This window comes from Shimwellia pseudoproteus (assembly GCF_016415625.1).
Taxonomy (GTDB): Bacteria; Pseudomonadota; Gammaproteobacteria; order Enterobacterales; family Enterobacteriaceae; genus Shimwellia; species Shimwellia pseudoproteus.
The window spans coordinates 1-23,852 of sequence record NZ_WBXP01000041.1; the positions used below are offsets into that span (position 1 = coordinate 1).

24 protein-coding genes are annotated in these 23,852 nt (G+C 57.0%); 11 read left to right on the plus strand and 13 right to left on the minus strand.

The genetic code is table 11. The features are described from left to right. Positions 1-87: 87 nt before the first annotated feature. Both F9C28_RS15455 and F9C28_RS15460 read right to left on the minus strand, forming a co-directional pair. The gene (locus tag F9C28_RS15455) at positions 88-564 is read right to left on the minus strand and encodes a hypothetical protein (RefSeq protein WP_199016238.1); all 477 of its coding nucleotides are present in this window, start codon (positions 562-564) and stop codon (positions 88-90) included. Between the two features lie 448 nt (positions 565-1,012). Beyond that, the gene (locus tag F9C28_RS15460) at positions 1,013-2,635 is read right to left on the minus strand and encodes an ABC transporter substrate-binding protein (RefSeq protein WP_199016239.1); all 1,623 of its coding nucleotides are present in this window, start codon (positions 2,633-2,635) and stop codon (positions 1,013-1,015) included. Between the two features lie 220 nt (positions 2,636-2,855). Between F9C28_RS15460 and mpaA the strand changes: the two genes are divergently transcribed. After that, positions 2,856-3,563, plus strand: coding sequence for a murein tripeptide amidase MpaA (mpaA, locus tag F9C28_RS15465; protein ID WP_199016240.1), 708 nt, complete (start codon positions 2,856-2,858; stop codon positions 3,561-3,563). Positions 3,564-3,569: 6 nt separating this feature from the next. On the opposite strand, the gene ycjG is transcribed toward mpaA, so the two are convergent. After that, the gene (ycjG, locus tag F9C28_RS15470; RefSeq protein WP_199016241.1) at positions 3,570-4,538 is read right to left on the minus strand and encodes an L-Ala-D/L-Glu epimerase; all 969 of its coding nucleotides are present in this window, start codon (positions 4,536-4,538) and stop codon (positions 3,570-3,572) included. 140 nt (positions 4,539-4,678) lie between these two features. Between ycjG and tpx the strand changes: the two genes are divergently transcribed. Continuing rightward, complete coding sequence (gene tpx / locus F9C28_RS15475; protein WP_199016242.1) at positions 4,679-5,185, plus strand: thiol peroxidase; 507 nt, start codon at positions 4,679-4,681, stop codon at positions 5,183-5,185. A gap of 50 nt (positions 5,186-5,235) precedes the next feature. Here tpx and F9C28_RS15480 read toward each other — a convergent pair whose 3' ends face one another. Continuing rightward, the gene (locus F9C28_RS15480) at positions 5,236-5,469 is read right to left on the minus strand and encodes a YgdI/YgdR family lipoprotein (RefSeq protein WP_269846436.1); all 234 of its coding nucleotides are present in this window, start codon (positions 5,467-5,469) and stop codon (positions 5,236-5,238) included. 152 nt (positions 5,470-5,621) lie between these two features. After that, positions 5,622-6,677 carry a 7-bladed beta-propeller protein YncE gene (yncE, locus tag F9C28_RS15485; protein ID WP_199016243.1) on the minus strand — a complete coding sequence of 352 codons (1,056 nt, stop codon included), beginning with the start codon at positions 6,675-6,677 and terminating at the stop codon, positions 5,622-5,624. Between the two features lie 388 nt (positions 6,678-7,065). Here yncE and F9C28_RS15490 point away from each other — a divergent pair, with 388 nt between their 5' ends. Beyond that, a complete protein-coding gene (locus tag F9C28_RS15490; RefSeq protein ID WP_233149113.1) occupies positions 7,066-8,625 on the plus strand; it encodes an AbgT family transporter in 1,560 nt (519 codons plus the stop codon). A gap of 283 nt (positions 8,626-8,908) precedes the next feature. Beyond that, positions 8,909-9,136: a hypothetical protein gene (locus tag F9C28_RS20490; protein WP_199016244.1), complete on the plus strand. Its 228-nt coding sequence runs from the start codon at positions 8,909-8,911 to the stop codon at positions 9,134-9,136. Between the two features lie 87 nt (positions 9,137-9,223). On the opposite strand, the gene F9C28_RS15500 is transcribed toward F9C28_RS20490, so the two are convergent. Further along, positions 9,224-9,832, minus strand: a complete 609-nt coding sequence (locus tag F9C28_RS15500) for an NUDIX domain-containing protein (protein ID WP_199016245.1) — start codon at positions 9,830-9,832, stop codon at positions 9,224-9,226. Between the two features lie 466 nt (positions 9,833-10,298). Here F9C28_RS15500 and F9C28_RS15505 point away from each other — a divergent pair, with 466 nt between their 5' ends. Further along, a complete protein-coding gene (locus F9C28_RS15505; protein WP_199016246.1) occupies positions 10,299-10,943 on the plus strand; it encodes a LysE family translocator in 645 nt (214 codons plus the stop codon). Positions 10,944-11,130: 187 nt separating this feature from the next. On the opposite strand, the gene mhpE is transcribed toward F9C28_RS15505, so the two are convergent. From mhpE to F9C28_RS15535, 6 genes are read right to left on the minus strand one after another with little or no spacing between them, the layout of a single operon-like run. Then, positions 11,131-12,141 carry a 4-hydroxy-2-oxovalerate aldolase gene (gene mhpE, locus F9C28_RS15510; protein ID WP_199016247.1) on the minus strand — a complete coding sequence of 337 codons (1,011 nt, stop codon included), beginning with the start codon at positions 12,139-12,141 and terminating at the stop codon, positions 11,131-11,133. Further along, positions 12,138-13,088: an acetaldehyde dehydrogenase (acetylating) gene (locus F9C28_RS15515; RefSeq protein ID WP_199016248.1), complete on the minus strand. Its 951-nt coding sequence runs from the start codon at positions 13,086-13,088 to the stop codon at positions 12,138-12,140. Before F9C28_RS15515 ends, mhpE begins: the two co-directional genes overlap by 4 nt. Positions 13,089-13,098: 10 nt before the next feature. Further along, entirely contained in the window at positions 13,099-13,899 is an 801-nt protein-coding gene (gene mhpD / locus F9C28_RS15520; protein ID WP_408641529.1) for a 2-keto-4-pentenoate hydratase, read from the minus strand. 12 nt (positions 13,900-13,911) lie between these two features. Beyond that, the gene (gene mhpC / locus F9C28_RS15525) at positions 13,912-14,775 is read right to left on the minus strand and encodes a 2-hydroxy-6-oxonona-2,4-dienedioate hydrolase (protein ID WP_199016250.1); all 864 of its coding nucleotides are present in this window, start codon (positions 14,773-14,775) and stop codon (positions 13,912-13,914) included. Between the two features lie 14 nt (positions 14,776-14,789). Then, a complete protein-coding gene (gene mhpB / locus F9C28_RS15530) occupies positions 14,790-15,737 on the minus strand; it encodes a 2,3-dihydroxyphenylpropionate/2,3-dihydroxicinnamic acid 1,2-dioxygenase (protein WP_199016251.1) in 948 nt (315 codons plus the stop codon). After that, the gene (locus tag F9C28_RS15535; protein WP_199016252.1) at positions 15,737-17,419 is read right to left on the minus strand and encodes a bifunctional 3-(3-hydroxy-phenyl)propionate/3-hydroxycinnamic acid hydroxylase; all 1,683 of its coding nucleotides are present in this window, start codon (positions 17,417-17,419) and stop codon (positions 15,737-15,739) included. The genes mhpB and F9C28_RS15535 overlap by 1 nt, the downstream gene beginning before the upstream one ends. A gap of 170 nt (positions 17,420-17,589) precedes the next feature. On the opposite strand from F9C28_RS15535, the gene F9C28_RS15540 reads away from it, so the two are divergent. Next, positions 17,590-18,402, plus strand: a complete 813-nt coding sequence (locus F9C28_RS15540) for a DNA-binding transcriptional regulator (protein WP_199016253.1) — start codon at positions 17,590-17,592, stop codon at positions 18,400-18,402. On the opposite strand, the gene hcaR is transcribed toward F9C28_RS15540, so the two are convergent. Continuing rightward, the gene (hcaR, locus tag F9C28_RS15545; RefSeq protein ID WP_199016254.1) at positions 18,388-19,305 is read right to left on the minus strand and encodes a DNA-binding transcriptional regulator HcaR; all 918 of its coding nucleotides are present in this window, start codon (positions 19,303-19,305) and stop codon (positions 18,388-18,390) included. The genes F9C28_RS15540 and hcaR overlap by 15 nt on opposite strands. Positions 19,306-19,487: 182 nt before the next feature. Here hcaR and hcaE point away from each other — a divergent pair, with 182 nt between their 5' ends. Genes hcaE through hcaD form a run of 5 tightly spaced genes read left to right on the plus strand, consistent with a single transcriptional unit; the run spans position 19,488 to position 23,737 of the window. Next, a complete protein-coding gene (gene hcaE / locus F9C28_RS15550) occupies positions 19,488-20,849 on the plus strand; it encodes a 3-phenylpropionate/cinnamic acid dioxygenase subunit alpha (protein ID WP_199016255.1) in 1,362 nt (453 codons plus the stop codon). After that, complete coding sequence (gene hcaF, locus F9C28_RS15555) at positions 20,846-21,376, plus strand: 3-phenylpropionate/cinnamic acid dioxygenase subunit beta (RefSeq protein ID WP_199016256.1); 531 nt, start codon at positions 20,846-20,848, stop codon at positions 21,374-21,376. Before hcaE ends, hcaF begins: the two co-directional genes overlap by 4 nt. Before the next feature lie 9 nt (positions 21,377-21,385). After that, complete coding sequence (gene hcaC / locus F9C28_RS15560) at positions 21,386-21,709, plus strand: 3-phenylpropionate/cinnamic acid dioxygenase ferredoxin subunit (RefSeq protein WP_199016257.1); 324 nt, start codon at positions 21,386-21,388, stop codon at positions 21,707-21,709. Next, complete coding sequence (gene hcaB, locus F9C28_RS15565) at positions 21,706-22,518, plus strand: 3-phenylpropionate-dihydrodiol/cinnamic acid-dihydrodiol dehydrogenase (protein WP_199016258.1); 813 nt, start codon at positions 21,706-21,708, stop codon at positions 22,516-22,518. The genes hcaC and hcaB overlap by 4 nt, the downstream gene beginning before the upstream one ends. Positions 22,519-22,531: 13 nt before the next feature. Continuing rightward, on the plus strand, positions 22,532-23,737 hold the full coding sequence (gene hcaD / locus F9C28_RS15570) for a 3-phenylpropionate/cinnamic acid dioxygenase ferredoxin--NAD(+) reductase subunit (protein WP_199016259.1): 1,206 nt from the start codon (positions 22,532-22,534) through the stop codon (positions 23,735-23,737). Positions 23,738-23,852 lie beyond the last annotated feature (115 nt).

A 23,852-nucleotide genomic window follows, 5' to 3' on the forward strand; every position in this document is an offset into this window, starting at 1 on the left:
TTTGAACTTTTGCTTTGTCACAGGATGTCGCTACAGGGTCAGGAGTGTGGTGATCTGATCCTAATTTCGGCTAAAAGTTCGATTTATTCAACAAAGCCTGATAAATGAATAAAAATCCTCTGCGCCGCCGCCAGCCTTAAACTTCTCATCCGGAGACTTTACCGTGTAGTCAAACGTTCTGGCTTTATTAATGTCGACCCCGTCCTGATAGCCAATGCCCACATACAATACCGGGGCACTTTCAAGAGCCATCATATTTCCCGTCATCCAGTTAAACTGGGAGTTAGCATCCAAAAAGTAGAGTGGGTTGTATTGCACGTCTTTTCCTTTTTGATGGGCGATAAATATTCGATATTTCCGGCCATGATAATCGAAGTCTTTTGTTTGCATACTTAACTTTTTACAGCCACCAACCGTAGGAATAATATCTACCGCATGCGTTATCACGGGACTATTGCTGGTTGAGCTAGCCTCATCACATCCCTCAGCAGCAAACGCCGAAGCAGAGAAAGTGAATATACCCACAATAAAAAAGCTGATGTACTGCGTGAAGAACTTATTCATATCACCTCACCTGTTGTTAGTAACCCCGAAATGACAGCAAATTTATGTTATATATTAAGTACATTTATTTTTATATATCATGTCATTTCTAAATAAATATTAAACTTAACACCGCATTTAATTATATGGTTTTAAATGTAACTCTATTTTTCAGTAGGTGTAATTACGTTACTGATAGAAAATACTTAGATGATTTTACCCACTATTCGTGGACACGAGACAACGCGCGTAAACGCCCGATCAGCAGCGATTCATGACAAAACCACAATTAACCAGCAAAAAAACGTAAGCAACACACGCTGGATTCCGTAACGATACCCTGAATATCCAGATAAAATATAAGAGTAAACAAAAAAAAGAATAAACCCGTCTTGCAGTACTAAAAAGAGAAAGCGCGCCAATGCGCGCTTTCTGATGCTCTAACTAGGGTTATCAACGATAATATCGGTTAGTGCTTAATAATATACATCTGCTGGCTGTAGGCCATATCCTCTGGGTTATCAATTGGATAACCTTTCACCCATGGCTTAATTAACCGCCCGTTGGTATATTGATAAATCGCCGCAATCGGTGCCTGCTCAGCAATAATTTGCTCGGCCTGGTTATAGTCTTTATTGCGTGCCTGAATACTGGTTTCGCGGCTAGCCTGATCGAGCAATTTGTCATAGGCCGGGCTGTTAAAGCGCGAAATATTACCGCTATGGGTTGAGGTTAACAGCGACAGGAAAGTCGAGGCTTCATTGTAATCCCCCACCCAGGACGCGCGAATCACATCGAAATTGCCGGTGTTACGGCTGTCGATATAGGTTTTCCACTCCTGGTTCTGTAATTTCACATCAACCCCGAGGTTCTGGCGCCACATCGACGATACCGCAATGGCTATCTTCTGATGGTTTTCCGAGGTGTTATACAGCAGCGTCAGTTTCAGCGGTTTTGCCGGGCCATACCCGGCCGCCTGGAGCAGCGTCTTCGCCTGCGCATTGCGCTCCGCCTGGCTCATCCCCTCAAATGCGCTGGGATCCGCCGTAAACCCGGCGGTGACATCCGGGGTAAAATGCCAGGCCGGCTTTTCGCCAGTGCCCAGTACTTTGTCGGCGATGATTTGGCGATCAATCGTCAGGCTAAGGGCCAGACGCACCCGGGGATCCGCCGTTGGCCCCTTGCGGGTGTTAAACGCATAATAGTATGTCCCGAGCTGTGGCGGGGTAAACACCTGATTGGGAATATCTTTTTTTAACTTCTGGTATAAATTTTTCGGGAAAGATTCGGTGATATCAAGATCCCCGGCCAGGTAGCGTTTCGTGGCGGCGGACTCCTGGTTAATCGGTAAAAACGTCACTTTGGTCAGCACCGTATGGGCGTGATCCCAGTAACGCTTGTTCGGGACCAGCACCAGCTTCTCATTCACCACCCGGGATTGCAGGGCAAACGCACCATTCCCCACCAGATTTCCTGGCCGGGTCCAGTCGTTAGCGGATTTTTCCAGGCAATTTTTGTTCACCGGGAACAGCGAGAAATTCGCCGTCAGCGCCGGGAAGAACGGCACCGGCTTATCCAGCTTAACCTGTAAAGTGCGGGCATCAACAGCGGTGACCCCCAGAGTATCCGGCGCGGCTTTACCGTCAATAATGGCCTGAGCATTGGTTATACCGGCCAGGGCGGCAAAAGAGGCGAATGGCGAGGTCGTTTTTGGATCAACCAGCCGCCGCCAGGCAAACACAAAGTCCTGGGCGGTCACCGGCTGGCCGTTAGTCCAGCGGGCATCGTCACGCAGTGAAAAGGTCCAAATCCGGTTATCGTTACTTTTCCAGCGCAGCGCCACCCCGGGAATAATATTGCCCTGTGCATCCTGATTAACCAGCCCTTCGAACAAATCACGAATAACTTCGATTTCCGGCAGCCCTACCGCTTTGGCGGGATCCAGTGAGGCGGGTTCGTCTTTAATATGACGGACCAGCTCCTGTTTATCGGCCAACTGGGTTCCCGGAGGCACAACCGCCGCCCAGACTGAAGAACTAAAACAACCGGCCAGAAGAAGCGCAAGACCGGAAACACGCGCAGTAAATGGCATAAATCACCTGTGTTCAGGGCGGGAAAACGTCCCGCAACGAAAAATTTATTGTGTTATTTGTCAATACAATGGCTGACAGGCCCGGCGACGGGCAATTGGTTTTATAGTGTGGTCTTCCAGGGCTACACTGTAAAGCCCCGACGGCGCCGGATACCCAGGTTTGTGCGTAAAGGCGTATACTTAGCGGGCAAAACACCCACCGATCTTAAGACAGGTCATTATGACAACAATACGCCCCCGGGCTTTACGGGGCCAACTTCCGGGTAATGCCCAGCGTTACGGTAAAACCGTTCTTGGCGCACCACTGCTGTGGTTCCCCGCCGTCCAGCGCACCCCTGCTACCGGGCTGATTATCGCCGCCACCCACGGCGATGAAAACGCCGCCGCCGTTACCCTGTCCTGTGCGTTACGCAGCCTGGAACCAGAACACCGCCGCCATCACGTGCTGCTGGCGGTCAATCCTGATGGCTGCCAGCTCGGATTGCGGGCCAATGCCAGAGGGGTCGATCTGAACCGGAATTTCCCGAGCCAGAACTGGCAACCGGGGGAGACGGTTTACCGCTGGAACAGTCTGGCAGATGCCCGGGATGTGGTGCTGTCCACCGGCGAGCACCCGGGCTCCGAACCGGAAACCGCCGCGCTCTGCCAGTTAATTGACGATATCCGGCCAGCCTGGGTGGTGTCGTTCCACGATCCGCTGGCCTGCATTGAAGATCCACACGACTCCCCGCTGGGGAGATGGCTGGCTGATGCCTTTACCCTGCCGCGGGTGACCAGCGTTGGCTATGCCACGCCCGGCTCTTTTGGTAGCTGGTGTGGCGACCGGGATTTACCCTGTATTACGGCAGAATTTCCGCCGATCTCCGCTGATGAGGCCAGCGAACGCTACCTCTCGCCGATGATGGCGCTGTTACAGTGGTCCCTGTGACCTGCATTATTGCAGGTGCAACACCCCGGTACTGAATGCCAGCGGCGGCTCTACATCCACCGCCAGCCAGGTGGGGCCGTCAAGATCGGCGAACTGAACGTCCGGCAACAACGGCAGCGCCGCGCGGATGGCCCTGGAGGTACACAACATGCAGCCCAGCATCAGGGAGAACCCCTCCTGCCGCGCCTGGCGCGCCAGCGCCAGTGCTTCGGTTAAGCCGCCTGTTTTATCCAGCTTGATATTGATCATCTCATAACGCCCCGCCAGCGCTTTCAGGCTGCCGCGGGTGTGGCAGCTTTCATCTGCGCAGATCGGCAGCGGGTGGATAAAGTTTTCCAGGGCCGCATCGTCACCGGCCGGCAACGGCTGCTCCAGCATCGCCACGCCTAAATCCGCCAGAAACTGGCTGCGGGAGGCCAGCCCTTCACCGTGCCAGGATTCATTGGCATCAACAATCAGAGTGGCATCGGGAACTGCACTGCGGATAGCCACCATTCTTTCGCTGATCATCCGGTCATCCATTTTGATTTTCAGCAGGCGGGCGTCTTTATTCCACAGCATAATTGCCGCTTCGGCCATTTTGTCCGGGGAATCGATAACCACGGTCTGGGCGGTGATGCATTCAGCGGGGAGCGGGGTATTGGCCAACTGGGCGATGCTCAGCCCTTTACGGCGGGCTTCCAGTTCCCACAGGGCGCAATCAACGGCGTTACGGGCCGCGCCGGCAGGTAAATGCTGCTGTAACTGCTCACGGGTCATGCCCCGCTCCAGTTGCGGCATGACAGTCGCTATCTGGGCCATGACCGACGCCACATTCTCACCATAACGCGGGTAAGGCGTGCACTCTCCGGTTACCTTGGTTCCTTCCTCTTCCAGCTCAACGACGACGACTGTCGCATCCTTACGGCTGCCTCTGGCTATCACAAACGGGGAGTGGAGTGGCCACGCCTCTTCATAAACCCTTACCCTTCTCATAGCTTCTCCGTATTTCCATTATTCTGCTCAGTATAACGACTCCTCTGATTTAAATGCAGTTTCAGTTTTTTATATAAAAAAAAGCCGGAGTGGCTTAGACTGGTGGCGGTGTTAATTATATGTAATAAAAGGAACGAATTATGTCACAACAAGTTCACTTCCAGGGCAACCCGGTTGCCGTTGCGGGACAATTCCCACAGAAAGGCAACAAAGCGGCAGATTTTACCCTGACCGCCAAAGATCTGTCTGACGTCTCCCTCGGCCAGTACGCGGGCAAACGTAAAGTGCTGAATATTTTCCCGAGCATTGATACCGGTGTGTGTGCGGCGTCGGTCCGTAAATTCAACCAACTGGCCAACGAACTGGATAACACCGTTGTGCTGTGCATCTCTGCGGACCTGCCTTTCGCTCAGTCGCGTTTCTGCGGCGCTGAAGGGCTGAGCAATGTTGTCACCCTGTCAACCCTGCGCAATCCGGAATTTAAACAGGCGTACGGCGTTGCCATTACTGATGGCCCCCTGCGGGGTTTGACTGCCCGTGCCGTCGTGGTACTGAACGAGCAGGATGAAGTGATTTTCAGCCAGCTGGTTGATGAAATCACCACCGAGCCGGACTACGACAGCGCGCTGGCGGCGCTGAAGGGATAATCCCGTCCTCTATTGTGCTAACGGGTGCCGCGGCACCCGTTGTTTCACGGTTAGTCTTTCTCCATCATTTGCGCGACATCATTGGTATTAATCTGGCGCTCCACCCCGGACTGATCGGTATAACGGGTCATGCCGGTGTCCTTATCAATCTCCGGTTTACCCTGAGTCACAATCATATCCCCGGTTTTGGTGGTCATAATATAGTCACTGCTGCACCCGGCCAGCCCGGTTAGCATCGCACAAGCCCCAATAATCACAGCAATGCGTTTTATTTGTGGTCCCATGGGTTAACTCCTTATAAAAATGTCCCTTTTCATTACAGACTATTCCCGGGGAATTTCACGGCAGGAATCAGCACACCCCGAACAATTCACCCAAAATGGCACATATAGACCAAAAAAAACGCCGGGATTCGGCGTTTTTTATCATGGATAACTTACAGGGTAATACGCAGTACATCATCCGGGCTGGTGGCTTCCTGCTGGCGGGTAGACGCCTGTTTAACGCTGACATACAGGGTCTTGCCATCCGGGGAGAGCGCCAGACTGTTCGGATGTACCGGGGCTTTAATGGTTTTGGTGACTTTTAAGGTTTTGGCGTCAATCACGCTGACCTCCCCCGCCTGGCGGTGGGTCACGTACACTTCATTGCGCACCGGGTTAAACAGCACCGCCAGCGCTTCTGGCACGGCCACTTTATCCGTCACATTCCCGGTACGGGTATCGACAACCAGCAGATAGCTACCTTTAGAATCGGTAACAAACGCACGGTGGTTGGCACTATCAAGGCTGATATTCAGCAGCATATGTTCTTTGCCGTCATCCAGCAGTTTTTTACGTGACAACACTTTATCTGTGGCGGTGTCGATAGTAATAAACTCGCCGTCGGCATTGCTGGTGTACAGGCGTTTCGCCGCGCTATCCAGCGCCAGGCCGGTGTTCATTTTACCCAGACCGCTAATGGTGTTACGCAGCTTCAGGGTTGCGCCATCCACCACCCAGACCACGCTATCTGGCCCCAGGCCGCCCATGTACACGGTGTTGGTTGCTTCATCCACGGTCAGCTCACGGGGGGCCAGTGGGCGCACGGTTTCAGTGCGCTGGCGCCCATCAAGCACCAGACGGCCTTTTACCGCACCGGTGGCGGCATCAATCGCCGTGAGGGTGCTGTTCAGGGTATTGCCAAACCACAGCGTATTCGTTTTGGTGTTAATGGTGGCGCCGAAGGGCTTGAGATCGTTATGGATCGTTTTGGTTACGGCCAGGGTCTGCGGATCAAGCTGGTACACCACGCCGCCGACATCACCTTTACGGCTGCCGGATGTCGCGACAAACAGCGCATTTTCAGCCGGGCTATAGGCCATCTCATAGGCCCCTTTAGCCACCGGGCTACGCAGCATCGCGTCCGCCGCCACGGCGGAGAATGTGCTGAATGCGCCGCTGGTTAACAGCGCGCAGGCCAGTAATGAACGGGTAAGTTTAAACGATGTCATGAACGGAATTCCTTCCAGGATAGTTGTTATTAATGCGCGTCACATTGTCTGCCGGTGAGCGGCAGATACATTGCCCGCCGCTTCTGCTGAGAATAGTAATCATTTACCGCAGGAAAGCACGCTTTTTTTCGCGGGGCCCTTGCCTGTTGCTGTTTATCGGGGGGTCTTTCGGGTCTGAATAACAACGGTTTTTTGCTGTGTGGCCAGCGATCACGTAACTGATGCGGAAAATAGCCATTTTCCTGGTTTGTCACGCTACAGTAACGGAATTTATTAGTGTTTTATCTCAAAAAATAAAATTACGACGGGAAATTATTTTAATTTATAGCTATTATATCAAATGACATAAATGGACACATTTTGAAATAAAAAGGAGCCTAAGGGAGCCATGAATACGCTAACAAGGACATCTCAGGGGGAAGGCCGCCTGATGACGGGTTTTCTCAATGCCATTGAGCGAGCCGGTAACCGCCTTCCTGAACCTGCACTGATCTTTTTCTATTTTTTACTGATTGTCATGGGGTTGTCCGCCATCCTGTCAACGCTGGACTTTTCCGTCGTCAACCCCGTCACCCGCCAGACTATCGAGGTTAACAACCTGCTGGCCCCCGCCGCATTAACCCACACCCTCTCGACGATGGTAACAACATTTACCGGGTTTGCCCCACTGGGCATCGTGCTGGTAGCGATGCTCGGGGTCGGCGTTGCTGAGCGCTCAGGCTTTATTAATATCGCCCTGAAAAAAATGCTCCGGGTTACGCCCAAACGCCTGCTCACCCCGATCCTTATCTTCGTTGCTATGTTCAGCCATGTCGCCGCCGATGCCGGTTATGTGCTGGTTATTCCGCTCGGGGCGATTATTTTTATGTCTGCCGGACGCCACCCTCTGGTCGGGATCGCCGCCGCATTTGCCGGGGTATCCGGCGGGTTTGCCGCCAATATGGTCCCCACCGGGAATGATGCCCTGTTGCAGGGGTTTACCCAGGCCGCCGCCCAGTTACTGGACAGCAGCTATACCGTGAACACCCTGTGTAATTTGTTCTTCGGCATTGCGTCTTCGGTATTGATAACCCTGGTCGGGTGGTGGGTTACCGAGCGGATTGTCGAGCCGCGGATCAGTAAGATGGCTATCGATGGTGATTATTCCCATCAGGAAGATATGTCCCGCTATAGCGAGAAAGAGAGCCGCGCCTTTAACCGCGCCAGCCTGGTGATGATCGCTGGGCTGGGCCTGTTAGCGGCCCTGGCGCTGCCGGAAAATTCCCTGCTGCGCGGCAGCGACGGCACGCTGACCAGCTACAGTGCTCCGATTATGCAGTCCATCGTGCCGCTGATTTTCCTGATTTTTATCATCCCGGGAATTGTGTATGGTCGTCTGTCCGGCAGCTTTCAGAACGGTAAAGACGTGATTGCCGCCATGGGCGATGCCATGAGCAAAATGGGATCCTATATGGTGATGGCGTTCTTCTGCGCCATGTTCATTAAAGCATTTAGCGACTCAAATATCGGTACGCTGGTTGCCCTGATCGGGGCCGATGGCCTGAAAGCCATGGCGCTGCCCGGGGAAGTGACCATTATTGGCATGATCTTGCTCACGGCCGTCGTCAATCTGCTGATCGGCTCGGCCTCTGCTAAGTGGGCGCTACTCTCCCCAATCATGGTGCCGATGCTGATGGCGGTAGGGATCTCGCCTGAACTGACCCAGGCCGCATTCCGCATTGGTGACTCATGCACCAACATCATCACCCCAATGATGGTGTTCTTCCCGCTGGTCGTGGTCTATTGCCAGCGCTACGTCAAATCCGGTGGGGTTGGCACCCTGGTGTCGATGATGATGCCCTACTCCATCGCATTCTTTATCGCCTGGACACTGTTCCTGCTGGCATGGTGGGGGCTGGGTATGCCGCTGGGCCTGGCGGCCCCTTACAGCTGGTCCGCCGCAGGCTAAGACACGTAGTGCACCCGTCACGCAACAGCACAGGGGCCACCCTGTGCTGTGCGGTCAGCTAACCCGCGAAAGATCATACTAAGGTATGAGCCTTTTTCAGCCGGGCCACCGTATACTGTTACGAGGTAATAATATAAAAAAGTCATGCGGTTACCGATGACGTAACCCTGTGCAATTCACACAAATTGGTAACCATTTATCACACCACCTCCGCACCGGGATTTTCTCTGTTCAAAGAGGCGTGGCAATACCTGAAGTACGCTGATTTAACCGAGGTGAGAAAATGAAATCATATTGGGGTGTATTAATCGCAGCTTGTTGTATTGCACCTTGCTATGCCCAGCAATCCGATATAACAAAAGACACCGCAAATAACGCGGTTCCTTCTTCTCTTATGACCCAGCAGCATGCCCAGACCAATAAAGGCAACACGGTACAATACAATACGTCGTGTTTTTCCTTTTTTAATACCGACCGTAACCCAGGGGTGAACTGTGTCCCGGATTATTAGTGCTTCTCACCGCTAATTTTCCAACGCACGGCCAACGCACGGCCAGGAACCAGGGGGCCCCCCTGGTTCGTCGGGCAATGGATTCATTTATGCTGGCCGGCAAATACCTTTAATCACCAGATGCTGGATCAGAATAATGGTTTTGGCATCAATAATCCGGCCATCGTCAATCATCGCCAGCGCTTCTGCCATTGGCACCTCCAGCACCCGGATATCTTCGCCCTCTTCTTCCAGGCCGCCGCCGTTATGCAGGCGCATCTCTGCGGTATAAGGGGCGATAAAAAAATGCAGCCGCTCAGTCACCGACCCCGGGCTCATAAAAATCTCACCGATGTGGGTCACGTCGCCAATCCGAAATCCGGTCTCTTCCTCCACTTCCCGGATGATGGTCTCGCTGGGGTTATGTTTATCCAGCAAACCGGCACAGGCTTCGATCAGTTCATGGTTATGGCCGGTCAGATAGGCCGGCATTCTGAACTGGCTGGTTAAAATAATCGTGTTGTGGTGCTGGTTATACAGCAGAATCGTCGCGCCGTGCCCCCGATCATACGCCTCCCGGGTAACCTGCTGCCGGGTACCGTCATTACGGGTGTAGGTCATATCATATTTGGTCAGCGTTCCCCAGTCATCCGCCAGAATCTGGCAACCATTAATCGTGGCCTGGGTTTTAGCAGGCGAGAATGCGGGATTTGGCATAATATATTCCTGTTTGTTATGTTTTTATCGGCGCCAATGAACGCCCGGGCAGTGTATTTATAAAATGGAAATACCAACATAGCATCGCGCAGGTGATGACAACAGTGTTATTGCCCGTCACCCGCCGGCAGGGATAGTGATGAAAAACAAAGGGAAGGCTATCTTATGGGGTAAAAAGCTAACGTCCCCGGGATAATGCGGTGAATTACCACTACAATAATTTAATTAACCAGATGATCGTCCTGGTCGCTATTTCCGGTGGCACTTTCCACAATCCTCCGTCATTATCATTGGCGTGAATAATCGCGTTATTTAATACCGAAAATCACGGATATATCCGCCGCTTATTTCTGGGAAAAACAATTATTATTTTATGGTGGCCAGTCGGTAGCGTCATGGCTGGTGCGCATTCACACATATTTTCTGCCAATAACCCGGTTATTTCCTTATTTCACTGGAGGTGCTCGTGCTGGATATTACCCATTTTGGGCTTTTTGCGTTATCAGTGCTGCTGTTATCTATCACCCCCGGCCCCGATATGGCGTATGTGGTTGGCCAGAGCGTGGTAAATGGCCGCCGCGCCGGGCTGATTTCTGCCACCGGAGTGGCCATCGGCAGTTGTACCCATGCGGTTGCCAGTGCCATTGGATTAACCGCGCTGATCACCGCCTCACCGCTGATGTTCGCGATTGTTAAATATCTCGGGGTGGCATATCTTATCTATCTCGGCGGCAGGATGTTACTGGCAACCTTTGGTAGCCCAAATACCGCTGCCAGTGAAACCCCCGCGATTAAACCCCAGGCACGGCCGGGTAGTTTGCTGTCAAAAGGGTTTATTACCACCCTGACCAACCCCAAAGTGCTGCTCTTTTTTATCTCCTTCTTCCCCCAGTTTGTAATGCCCAACGGGGAACACCACGCCCTCTCCTTCCTGGTACTCGGGCTGACTTATGCCTTGATTGCCTTTATGACCGACGCCACCTTTGCGCTACTGGCGGGCAGTGCCGCCGGTGCCGTGTCACAAAACCGCCGGTTGCAGAAGTGCCTTGACCGGATAGTGGGCACTACGTTTATTGCCCTCGGGATCCGCTTAGCGCTGACGCGCCGTTAACCTACGGGCACTAAAACCTGCCGCAGAATAACGTCCCCCGCCGGTGTTGCCAGGCGGGGTGGTTTTTTGTTGCGGTTATGCACGGTTGCGGAGCCGGGCGCCAATTAAAAATAAAAGTATGTTGTAACTAATGACAGTGTTTTTCAGCAATAAAACCGCAAGCCGTGGTACCCCACGGCCCGGAACATCAGCGACGGGCCAGATCCAGCGCCACATCGACAATCATATCCTCCTGGCCGCCGACCATACGGCGCTTACCCAGCTCCACCAGAATATCCACAGTACTGAGGCCGTAGCGGGCCGCCGCCACTTCCGCATGGCGCAGAAAGCTGGAGTATACCCCGGCGTACCCGAGGGCCAGCGTCTCGCGATCCACCCGTACCGGGCGATCCTGCAACGGCCGCACTAACTCATCGGCGGCATTCATCAGGCGGTACAAATCACAGCCGTGCTGCCAGCCGCACTTCTCTGCCGCGGCAATAAACACCTCCAGTGGCGCATTACCGGCCCCGGCCCCCATTCCCGCCAGGCTGGCGTCAATCCGGTCACAGCCCTCTTCCACCGCCACCATGGAGTTCGCCACCCCGAGGCTCAAATTATGGTGGGCGTGCATCCCGGTCTGGGTTTCGGGTTTAAGCACCGCTTTCAGGGCCCGGAACCGGGCGCGGATATCGTCCATATTCATCGCACCGCCAGAGTCCACCACATACACACAGGTGGCCCCGTAGGACTCCATCAGTTTGGCCTGGCGGGCAAGATTTTCCGGGCAGGTCAGATGGCTCATCATCAGGAAGCCAACCGTGTCCATACCCAGCTCCCGGGCGAAGGCGATATGCTGTTTCGAGACATCCGCCTCGGTGCAGTGGGTTGCCACCCGCACAATCCGCGCCCCGGCGTGATAGGCGTTTTTCAGATCGTGAAGAGTACCAATGCCCGGGATTAACAGGGTGGCAATCCGGGCGTGTTTCACCACATCGGCCGCGGCGGCAATCCATTCAATATCCGTATGGGCACCAAAACCGTAGTTAACGCTGGAGCCCTGCAAGCCGTCACCGTGGGCCACTTCGATGGAGTCCACCCGGGCATCATCCAGCGCCCGGGCAATCTGCTGAACCGCGTCGATACTGTACTGGTGGCGAATGGCGTGCATCCCGTCACGCAGGGTGACATCGGAAATAAAGAGTTTTTTACCGTTCATACTGTTGCTCCTGCTGGATGGCTGAAGGATTGCGCCATTTTCTCCGCCGTCGCCAGGGCCGCAGAGGTCATAATATCGAGGTTACCGGCATAAGCAGGCAGGTCGTGCGCCGCCCCTTCCACTTCGAGGAAGATGGTGGTTTTCAGGCCAGAGAAGCGCCCCACCCCCGGCAAATACAGCGGGTTATCATCGGGGATCACCTCGAACTGCACCTGCTGTTTCAGGCGGTACCCCGGAACATATGCCTGCACATCCGCGGCCATTTGGGTGATAGACGCGTCGATCTCTGCCTCGCTGGCGGCGTCGCTCAGCACATACACCGTGTCGCGCATCATCAGCGGCGGCTCTGCCGGGTTGAGGATAATAATCGCTTTGCCTTTTTGCGCCCCACCCACCGCCTCAATGGCCTGGGAGGTGGTTTCGGTAAATTCGTCAATATTGGCGCGGGTGCCCGGCCCGGCAGACAGGCTGGCAATAGAGGCGACAATTTCCGCATAGCGCACGTTGGTCACCCGGGATACGGCCGCCACCATCGGTATTGTTGCCTGGCCACCACAGGTCACCATATTGACATTGCCCTGGTGCAGGTGGTTATCAAGGTTCACCACCGGCACACAGTAAGGCCCAATGGCGGCCGGGGTCAGGTCGATCACCCGGATCCCCGGTTTGGCCGCCCGCAGGGCTTGATCGTTTTTCAGGTGCGCGGCGGCACTGGTGGCATCAAACACAAAATCAATGTCGGCAAATTCCGGCATGGCGATAAGCCCATCAACCCCGTGGTGGGTGGTGGCAACCCCCATCCGGCGGGCCCGGGCCAGGCCGTCAGACGCGGGATCGATCCCCACCATCACGGCCATTTCCAGATGTTTTGCCTGGCGCTGGATCTTGATCATCAAGTCGGTACCGATATTGCCGGAGCCGATGATCGCCACTTTTTTATTAGCCATACTCTGTTCCTTATTGTTTGCTGTCTGCCGCGGCAGAGAACTGCACCGCCACGCTGCCAATACCGTCGATAGTGGCGGTAAAACTATCCCCGGCGTTGACCGTAACCATCGGTCCAAGCGCCCCGGTAAGCACCACATCCCCGGCCCGTAATGGCTCACCAAGGCTGGCCATTTTGCGCGCCAGCCAGACGGCAGCATTCAGCGGATGGCCAAGACATTCACTGCCGCGGCCCGTGGAAACCACCTCATGGTTGCGGCTCATCTGCATGGCGCAGTTTTTCAGATCCAGCCCGTCAATACGCCGGGCGGGGCTGCCCAGCACATACACCCCGCAGGAGGCGTTATCCGCCACGGTATCAACAAACGAAATTGACCAGTCGCCAATCCGGCTGCCCACCACTTCCAGGGCCGGGATCACCCACGCTACGGCGCTGTACAGCTCATCAAACGTGGTGTCCGCCGCCGGAAGATCGCGCTGCAGTACCAGGGCGATTTCGGCTTCAATACGCGGTTGCAGCACCCTGGAAAACGGGATAGTGGCGTTATCGCCATAACACATGTCGGCAAACAGCGTGCCGAAGTCCGGCTGATCGACCCCGAGCTGGGCCTGGACTTTCGGGTGAGTGAGCCCCACTTTGCGCCCGACAATACGGGCGCCGTTTGCCACGGCGTGTTCTACGTTCAGGCGCTGAATGGCGTAGGCCGCCTCGCCATTGCCTGTCCCAATAATGTCCCGCAGCGGCGCGATAGCCGCCCCCTGCTGCCGGGCCTGGCGCAGGCGGGCAGCCAGTTCATCAAGTGAATAGCGCATCAAGGTTCTCCGTTAGCGGTTGAGGAAGTCCAGCACCAGCTGGTTAAAGGCATCGGCGTGCTCCCACTGGGCCCAGTGCCCGCAGTCGCGGTAAATATGCAGTTGCGACCCGGCAATCCCCGCCAGCAGGCGCAGGCCGGTGTCCATCGGCACAAAGCGGTCGTTACGGCCCCAGACAATCAACGTCGGGGCGGTTATCTCCCCTAAACGCGGGCTGAAGTCGGGGAATTGTTTGGGGTTTAGTTCGCTACTTTTGACGAAATTTTCCAGATGATCGCGCCGGGAGAGCATATTTTCGAGCCGTGCCTGGAACAGGGACTCGGTCAGATCACTCGGGTCGTAAACAAAAATGTTCATCATCTTTTTGAGGTTGTCGATGGTCGGCGCCCGGTACAGCCCCTGGAGCAGTTTGATGCCTTCCGTCGGCATTGGGGTGAACAGGCTCATCCCGCCGGTACCGCCGCCCATCAGCACCAGTTTGCCCACCCGCGCAGGCCAGCTCAGGGTGAATGCCACCGCACTGTGGCCCCCCATAGAGTTCCCCAGCAGATGCACTTGCTGAATGTCGAGCGTATCCAGCACCCCTTTGAGAATGCGGGCGTTGAGATCGGCCCGGGAGCCGGTATTAACAATGCTGTCGCTTTTGCCCCACCCAGGGCAGTCCACCAGTAATACCCGGTAGCCCGCCGCCACCAGCGGGTCGATATTGCGGCTAAAGTTAGCCCAGCCGGTGGCCCCGGGCCCGGAACCGTGCAGCATTACCACGGTCTGGTCACCGTGACCGCAGTCGTTGTAATGAATCTTAAGGGTGCTCCCCCCTTCCTGAATATCGACAAAATGGCTGGTACTGGCTTCTGTTATGCGTTGTTGTGTCATGTTCTGGTCTCCGGTTAACGGTTTTTTGGCCCGGCGCTTAGGGAGCCGAACCCGGCAATCCATTCGGGGATTGGCCGATAGTAGCGGGCCTCGCTCTGCCAGGGCCCCCAGGCAGAAAGGGCGGCAAAGGCCGCAACCCAGGTTTTAATTTCATGGGCGGATTTGCCGGCAACGGCAGAAAGCGCCGCATTGCTCATGGTGTCCAGCTCTGCCAGGCGGCCCTGCTCCAGCAGAGTAATAAACTGGTTGTCCCATTCCGGGTTCAGCGGGTGCAGGCTGTGCTGATCTTCCACAAAACGGCGGGCGGCACTGATGGTGCGCGCCTGGCGCTGCTGGCGTTCGTCGGCCGGTAACTGCTTACCGCCCCCCAGTAGCCGCTGGCGCATATGATCCGTGGCGGTGGCCAGCTCCGGCACCGGCGGCTGGTGAGAAATCCCCCCCGAGGCGAGGATCAGCACCCGTTTATCCAGCCGCCGGACAAACCGCCCGATGGCCTCCCCGAGCAATCTGGCGCGCCGGAACCCCGGCAGCGGTACCGCCACCCCGTTGATAAACACCGGCAGTACCGGCACCTTATCCAGCCCGCCGAGTAACAACTCCAGCGGCTGAGCAAACCCGTGATCCACCTGCATACAGTAAGAGACGGCGAGATCGATACCCTCGTCCATTACCGCGCTGGCGCAGGCTTCCGCCAGTTCCGCCGGGACCGGGATCTCCCCGGCGAGGCTGTGAAAATCACCGATGGCGCTACACGCCATGCCGAGGCAAAACGGCGGCATCGTGTCATAGAAGAAGCCGTTGTAATGGTCCGGCGCGAACAGAACCACCAGTTGCGGATCAAAGTCAGCAATCCGCCCCCGGGCGGCGGCGATAACGCTGTCAACTTCATCCAGTACCGCCGGGGCCGGGTCGACATAGCCCACCAGAGGAGTGTGGGACAAACAGTGCAGATAGGCGCTCATCAGGCAACCTCCGGTTGTTGAAGGGAATGGGGGCATCCGGCACTTTCCTGCACCGGCGCCAGATGCAGCGCCCCGGCCAGCCGGGTTAACTGTGGCCCCAGGGTTTGTGGGATGGCACTCAGGGCCACAAAACGGTCCGGGCGCAGCACCACAATCGAGGCCGATTTATCGGCAAACCAGGTTTTGATCCGGTTGTCGCTATCCCCCAGCCGCATCACCCCGGGGTGGTTATCCTGAGAGGTATGGATTTGTACCTCCGGCACCACCTCAATAAAGGCGCAACCCAGGCCGCGCCAGTGGCTAATTTGCGCCGCCGTCAGCCCCCAGAGCGGGTTATTACCCCAGGCGATAATGGCAAAGCGCGGGCCAATAACGTCGTCCAGCCGCAGGATTTCACCGCTTTCAAGGGTCACTTTCGGCTGGATAAACATTTTGCCCACCGGGCCCGGTTTACCGGCGGGGTCAGCCACCAGCGCCCCCTGGCGATACTGGGGCATCGGCTTAAAGCGCATTTCCAGCAAGTAGCGTTTCACCGGTGGCAAATAGCTCAGGATGCGGGTTACGCCATCCCGTAGCGCGCCCTGCCAGCGCTTCGGCGGCGCCAGGACGTGCCCGGCCATAACTGAAAGATCGATCATCGCTTTGGCGTGGTCCCGGCGCTCCTGCTGATAGGTATCCAGCAGCCCCTGCCCGGCACGGCCCTGCACCACCATGGCCAGCTTCCAGGCCAGATTGAAAGCATCGCGCATGCCGCTGTTGTACCCCTGCCCCTGCCAGACCGGCATGATGTGGGCTGCGTCCCCGGCCAGTAAGACACGCCCGGCGCGAAAACGCGCCGCCAGCCGGGCATTGTGGGTATACACCCGCTGGCGGATCAGCTCGACGTTATCCGGGTCCGGCAGCACCTTGCTCAGCAGGGCGCGCATCGCGTGAGGCTGGCGCAGCTGTTGCTCGGTTTCCCCGGGCATCACCATAAATTCGAACCGCCGGATGCCGTGGGGCAAGGCGGCGGAAACATAGGGCCGCTGCGGATCACAACATAAATAGATGTGCGGCGTGCCGAGGGGATCATTGGCAATATCAATCACAATCCACTGGTTAGGGGCGGTTTTGCCCTCAAAAGGGATATTCAGGGCACGGCGCACAGTACTGGCGCCGCCGTCGCAGGCTACCAGCCAGTCCGCAGTGACGGTTTCGCCTTTACCGTCGGGGGTTGTCAGGGTCAGGGTGACGCCGCTGTCGTGCTGGGTGAAACTATCCAGCGCCCGGGAGAAGCGCCAGCTAACCCCGGGGAAGCGCCCCAGGCCGCTAAACATCACGGCATCCACCTGAGGCTGGATAAACGCATTACGCCGGGGCCAGCCAAACTCATCGGTCATTGGCTGGATATCGGCAAAACAGCGCCCTTTTGGGGTCAGAAAGCGCATGGCGTGCCAGGGCGTGGTATGGGGCAATACCTGCTCGACCAGCCCTACGGACTGCATGGTCCGCAGGGATTCATCGTCGATACCAATGGCCCGGGGGTAGTCGATTAGCCTGTCGAGCTTTTCGATAACGACCACGTTGATCCCCATCTGGCCGAGATAGTTCGCCATCATCAGGCCCACCGGGCCTGCGCCAAGAATGGCCACCTGAGTATGGCGGGGGCTGGCCCCCTGGAGATCCGGTCGGGTGGTTGTCATTGTGTGTCCTCATTGCGGTTGCGATGTAGGGTCAGGTAGTTGTTCATTCTTTGTTATTAATTTGTGAATGATTTATCGTATTGCGGACAGTATATTCAGCCGCTACCGGTGGACAATAAGAAACTCACGCCAGGTGCACTAAGTGCACTTCGTTGTTTTTAATGGAAATTATGAAGACAGACGCCACAACAGAATACAAAAATGTCCGCGGATTAAGCCGCGGCCTGCTGTTACTGAATTTGTTAAATCGTCTTGATGGCGGCGCCAGTGTTGCCCTGCTGGCGCAGCTTAGCGGTATCCACCGCACCACCGTGCGCCGGATACTGGAAACACTTCAGGATGAGGGCTACGTGCGCCGCAGCCATTCCGATGACAGCTTCCGGTTAACCCTCAAAGTGCGGGAGTTGAGTGAAGGATTTCGTGGCGAGCAATGGATTTCTGCCCTGGCGGCCCCGCTACTGGGGGACCTGCTTCAGGAAGTGGTCTGGCCCACGGACGTGACCACCCTTGATGTGGATGCCATGGTAGTACGGGAAACCACCCACCGCTTTAGCCGCCTGTCGTTCCACCGCAGTATGGTGGGCCGCCGCCTGCCGCTACTGTTGACCGCCGCCGGGCTCACCTGGCTGGCATTCTGCCCGGATAACCAACGCCAGCAGTTGATCGCGCTGCTGGCCGCCCGGCCCGAAGCCGAATACCAGCTGGCCAGGGAGCCCCTGCGGCTGGCGGCTATCCTGCAACGGGCCCGACAACAGGGTTACGGTGAAAACCATCAGAGCTGGCAGCAGGAGGAGCGCATTGCCGCCATTGCAGTGCCGGTATTCGATGACCAGCACATTATCGGCTGCCTGAATCTGATCTACATTGCCAAAGCCATGACTATTGATCAGGCGGCGGCTAAATACCTGACTGCCCTGCAGCGGGTGGCCCGGCAAATCCAACGGGGGATGGCGCCCGGGAACAGCCCGTCAGCACGGCGGTAACCGCCAGCCTGCCCCGGCGAGCATCAGTTGCTGTTTTGCTTTGACCGTACTGAGTAACGCCTCCAGCGCCGGGTTGGTATTGTCCCGGCGCCAGGCCATCAACAGCTCGATAACCGGGGCGTCCCCGGCCAGCGGGCGGAATACCACTTGCCCGGTATTAAAGCGCGCCACATAACCGGGCACCAGGGAGACCCCCAGCCCCATGCCCACCAGGTTCATGGTCACCAGAATATTGGTCGCGACCTGGACTATCGCCGGCTGGCAGGCGTGGCTGGCGCACCATTCGTCAACCAGCCGGGAGAGTTGCCCGGAGTAGGCCGGATCCGTTGCGACAAAATCCACCCCGTTCAGGTGATCCGGGTGGATAGTCTGCCGGGCCGCCAGCGGGTGGTCCCCGGGCATCACCACCGCCAGCGGCTCACGAAACACCACCCAGTGCTCAAGAGCGTCACTCACCACCGGATGGCGCATAAAGCCAATGTCCAGCTCGCCGCTGACGAGTTTATCCTCCTGCTGGGTGGTTATCAGGCTCACCAGTTCAATACGGGTGTCGGGCTGCTTCAGGCGCAGTTCCGGTAGCACATGGGGCAATACATGCACCTCGGCTGCGGGGACAAACCCGATGGCCAGCCGCCGATCGTTGCGCATCACCTGGCGGGCACGCATTTGCGCCTGCTCCGCCAGCTGTAAGATATGCAGGGCGTCCTCCAGAAAGCCAGCCCCGGCGGCGGTCAGGGTGACCTGGCGTTTATCGCGCACCAGTAACGTGGCGCCGACACCCTGTTCCAGATCGCGGATCTGGCTGCTGAGTGAGGGCTGGGAAGTGTGCAGTTTCCGGGCCGCCCGGGTAAAGTTAAGTTCCTGCGCCACCGCCACAAAGTAGCGCAGATGCCGCAATTCCATGTCCGCCTCCATTCATCGCAATATAAAAAACGTCTTAGCTGGTAGATATAAACAATTTCACACTCACGCAACCAATATGCAACATTCACTGCGAAATTGCCGGTTGCCATGTCCCTGTACGCTGTGCCCTTACTTCCCTGCAACCGGCTGAAAAACATAAAAATAACAGGCAGGATAACAACATGACCCAAACATCCCTCCCCGACATCTACCGTCTGATCGACACCCAAAATGGCCGGGTCACCCCGCATATCTATAGCGATCCGGCTATTTATCAGCTCGAACTGGAGCGTATTTTTGGCCGCTGCTGGCTGTTTCTCGCCCATGAGAGCCAGCTCCCCAACGCCGGGGATTTTTTTAATACCTACATGGGGGAAGATCCCATCGTGGTGATCCGCCAAAAAGACGGCACCATCAAGGCGTTTCTTAACCAGTGCCGCCACCGCTCGATGCGGGTCAGCTATGCGGACAGCGGCAACACCCGCGCCTTCACCTGCCCTTACCACGGCTGGTCCTATGGCATTAATGGCGATCTGATTGATGTCCCCCTCGAAGCACGGGCCTATCCCCATGGGCTATGCAAATCCCACTGGGGCCTTACGGAGGTGAGCCGCCTTGAAACCTACAAGGGCCTGATCTTCGGTAACTGGGATAACAGCGCCCCGGATCTGAAAAGCTACCTCGGGGATATGGCCTGGTATCTGGACGGGGTGCTGGATCGCCGGGAAGGCGGCACGGAAATTGTTGGCGGGGTACAGAAATGGATAATCAACTGCAACTGGAAATTCCCTGCGGAACAATTTGCCAGTGATCAATATCATGCGCTGTTCAGCCACGCCTCTGCGGTACAGGTGCTGGGGGCGAATAATGACGGCAGCGGGCAAAAACTGGGGGCGGACCAGACTGCCCGCCCGGTATGGGAAACCGCCCGGGATGCCCTGCAATTCGGCGAAAACGGCCACGGCAGCGGCTTCTTTTTTACCAACCAGCCCGACGCCAATGTCTGGGTGGATGGCGAGGTTGCCCGTTATTACCGCGATACCGTTGAGGAAGCCAGACAGCGGCTTGGCGAGGTGCGTGCCCTGAGGCTGGCGGGCCACAATAATATCTTCCCGACACTCTCCTGGCTTAACGGCACCGCCACCCTGCGTATCTGGCACCCGCGCGGACCAGACCAGGTGGAAGTCTGGAACTTCTGCATCACCGATAAAGCCGCCCCGCCGGAGGTAAAAGACGCCTTTGAAAATAGCGCCACCCGCGCCTTCGGCCCGGCCGGATTTCTTGAGCAGGATGACTCGGAAAACTGGTGCGAGATCCAGAAGATCCTCAAAGGCCACCGGGCCCGCAATACATGGCTGTGTGTGGAGATGGGCCTGGGTAACGAAAAAGTCCGCCATGACGGCATCCCGGGCACCACCAATTATATCTTCTCGGAAACGGCCGCCCGGGGCATGTATCAGCGCTGGGCCGATCTGCTGACCAGTGACTCCTGGGAAGAGATCAACGCGAAAACCGCCGCCTACCAGCAGGAGGTTGTGAAATGAGTACCACTCACCGCGCTGTCTCCCCCGACCTGCATCATCAGATCCAGCAATTCCTGTACCGGGAAGCGGCCCTGCTGGATGACTGGCAATTCCGCCCCTGGCTGGATTTGCTGGCTGAGGATATTCGCTACACCCTGCGCACCACGGTTAACGCCCAGACCCGGGACCGGCGTAAAAGTATTCAGCCGCCGACCACCTGGCTATTTAACGACAATAAATTCCAGCTTGAACGCCGTGTTGCCCGGCTTGAAACCGGTATGGCCTGGGCTGAAGAGCCCCCTTCACGCACCCGCCATATGATAACCAACTGCCAGGTCACTGAGACAGACACCCCGGATACCTTTGATGTGCGGGTGAATTATCTGCTGTACCGGGCGCAAAAAGCGCGCGATGAAGCCTACTACATCGGCACCCGTTTTGACCGGGTTCGCCGCCTGGGTTCTGACGATAACTGGCAACTGGCGGCGCGCAATATTGTGCTGGATCAGGCGGTTATCACCTCTCACAACCTGAGCGTACTGTTCTGAGGAGCCACAATGCCCCGTATCTATGCCTGCTCACTGGCGGACCTGCCGGAAGGGGAAGCCCTGAAACTGGAAACCACGCCGGCGATTGCCCTGTTCCGGGTATCCGGTGACCAATTTTATGCCATTAATGACCGCTGTAGCCACGGTAATGCCTCGATGTCTGAAGGGTATCTGGAGGACGACGCCACCGTTGAATGCCCGCTGCACGCGGCCTCTTTCTGCCTGAAAACCGGCAAACCAACCTGCCTGCCCGCCACCGACCCGATAGCCACCTATGCGGTGAGCCTTGAAGGCAGTGATGTCTACGTTGAGATCCCGGAGGATACCAGGTGAGTGATTTAGATAATGAAGTGGTCTTTATTACTGGCGGTGGCTCCGGCCTGGGGCTGGCGCTGATTGAACGCTGCCTGGAAGAAGGCGCCCGGGTCGCCACTCTGGAGTTATCCGCCGCAAAAGTGGCACAGCTACAGCAGCGTTTTGGTGAGCGCGTCGTCGCCATACAGGGCAATGTCACCTGCTATGAAGACTACCAGCGGGCGGTAGACAGCATCATTACCCGCTTTGGCCGGCTGGATTGCTTTATCGGTAACGCCGGTATCTGGGATCACAATGCGTCGCTGCTCGCCACCGATCCCCGGCAGCTCTCCCGTGGGTTTACTGAGCTGTTTAACGTTAATGTGCTGGGTTACCTGCTCGGGGCTAAGGCGTGTGCCGACGCATTGATCGCCAGCGAAGGCAGCATGATTTTCACCCTCTCTAATGCCGCCTGGTACCCCGGGGGCGGTGGCCCGCTGTACACCGCCAGTAAACATGCGGCCACCGGATTGATCCGCCAGCTGGCCTATGAACTGGCCCCGAAAGTGCGGGTGAATGGCGTTGGCCCCTGTGGAATGGCGTCGGATCTGCGTGGCCCTCAGGCCCTCGGCCAGGATGACAAACGCATCATGGATTCACTGACCCCGGAAAACGTTGCCGCCATCCTGCCGCTGCAATTCTTCCCCCAGGCCGCGGACTTTACCGGCCCTTATGTGATGCTCGCCTCCCGGCGCAATAACCGTGCCCTGAGCGGCGTGATGATAAATGCCGACGGCGGCCTGGCGATCCGCGGGATCCGCCATGTTGCCGCCGGGCTCGACTTGTAAAATCGAAGGAACCATGATGGCAGAACAGATTGTTATTATTGGCGGTGGTCAGGCGGCGGCCATGGCCGCTGCGGCCCTGCGCCACAACGGTTTTGATGGCGGGCTGACCCTGCTCAGCGATGAGCCCTGCCCACCCTATGAGCGGCCGCCGCTGTCGAAGGCGGCATTGCTGGATGACAATCCCGCACTCCAGCCGGTGCTGCCGGCTGACTGGTGGCAGCAGAACAAGGTCACCCTGCGCACCGGTGTGCAGGTGTCGCGCATCCACCGGGCAACCCGGCAGGTGGAGCTGTTAACCGGGGAATGCCTGCGCTGGGACCAGCTGCTGCTGGCCACTGGCGCAAAAGCCCGCCCGCTACCGGCGCTGGATGCGCTGGGCGATGTCACCTTCACCTTACGCCACACCGGTGACGCCGCCCGGCTGCGCGCTGCGCTACAGCCCGGGAAACGGCTGATAATTGTCGGAGGCGGCACTATCGGGCTGGAACTGGCGGCCAGTGCAACCCAGCGCCAGTGCCAGGTCAGCCTGGTGGAAATGGCCCCGGAGGTGATGGGCCGCAACGCGCCGCCGCCGGTGCGCGCATGGCTGGCACAACAGCACCGCCAGCACGGGGTTGAGCTGCTGGTAAACAACCGGATTGAGCAACTGACCCTGGCTGGCGGTGAGATTAACGCATTACTCCAGGACGGTACGCAATGCCGTGCTGATCTGCTGGTGTATGGTGTGGGTATCCTGGCCAATGATCACTTGGCCGCTGACGCCGGGCTTGAGACCGACAACGGCATTATTGTGGATAATCACTGCCGCACGTCCGCCGCCGGTATCTTCGCCGCGGGGGATGTGGCCCGGGTCCGCCAGCCGGACGGCAGCCTCGCCCGGCGGGAAACCTGGGAGAATGCCAACCGGCAAGCCCGGCTGGCCGCGGCTGCCATGCTGGGGCTGCCCCCGCCAGAGGACACCCCGGGCTGGTTCTGGACCGATCAGTACCAGGCCAACGTGCAGTTTATTGGCGAGATGGCCGGCGACAACTGGCTCCAGCGCGGTGATCCGGATCAGGGGAACGCCATCTGGTTTAATCTGGTGAATGGCGCCCTGGCCGGGGCCGTTACCCTGAATCAGGGCCGTGATATTCGCCAGTTGCGTAAACTTATCCAGTACGCCTGCCGGCCCGATCCGGCCAGCCTGGCCGACCCGTCAGTGCCCCTGAAAGCGCTATAATTACCGGCGCTAATCCGTTTCACTGTTATCACCGCCAGCCTGCTGGCGGTTTTTCCGCATCCCGCACACCATTACCCGGCGCTTTATGGTACAAAGTACCAATATCCACCAGGGG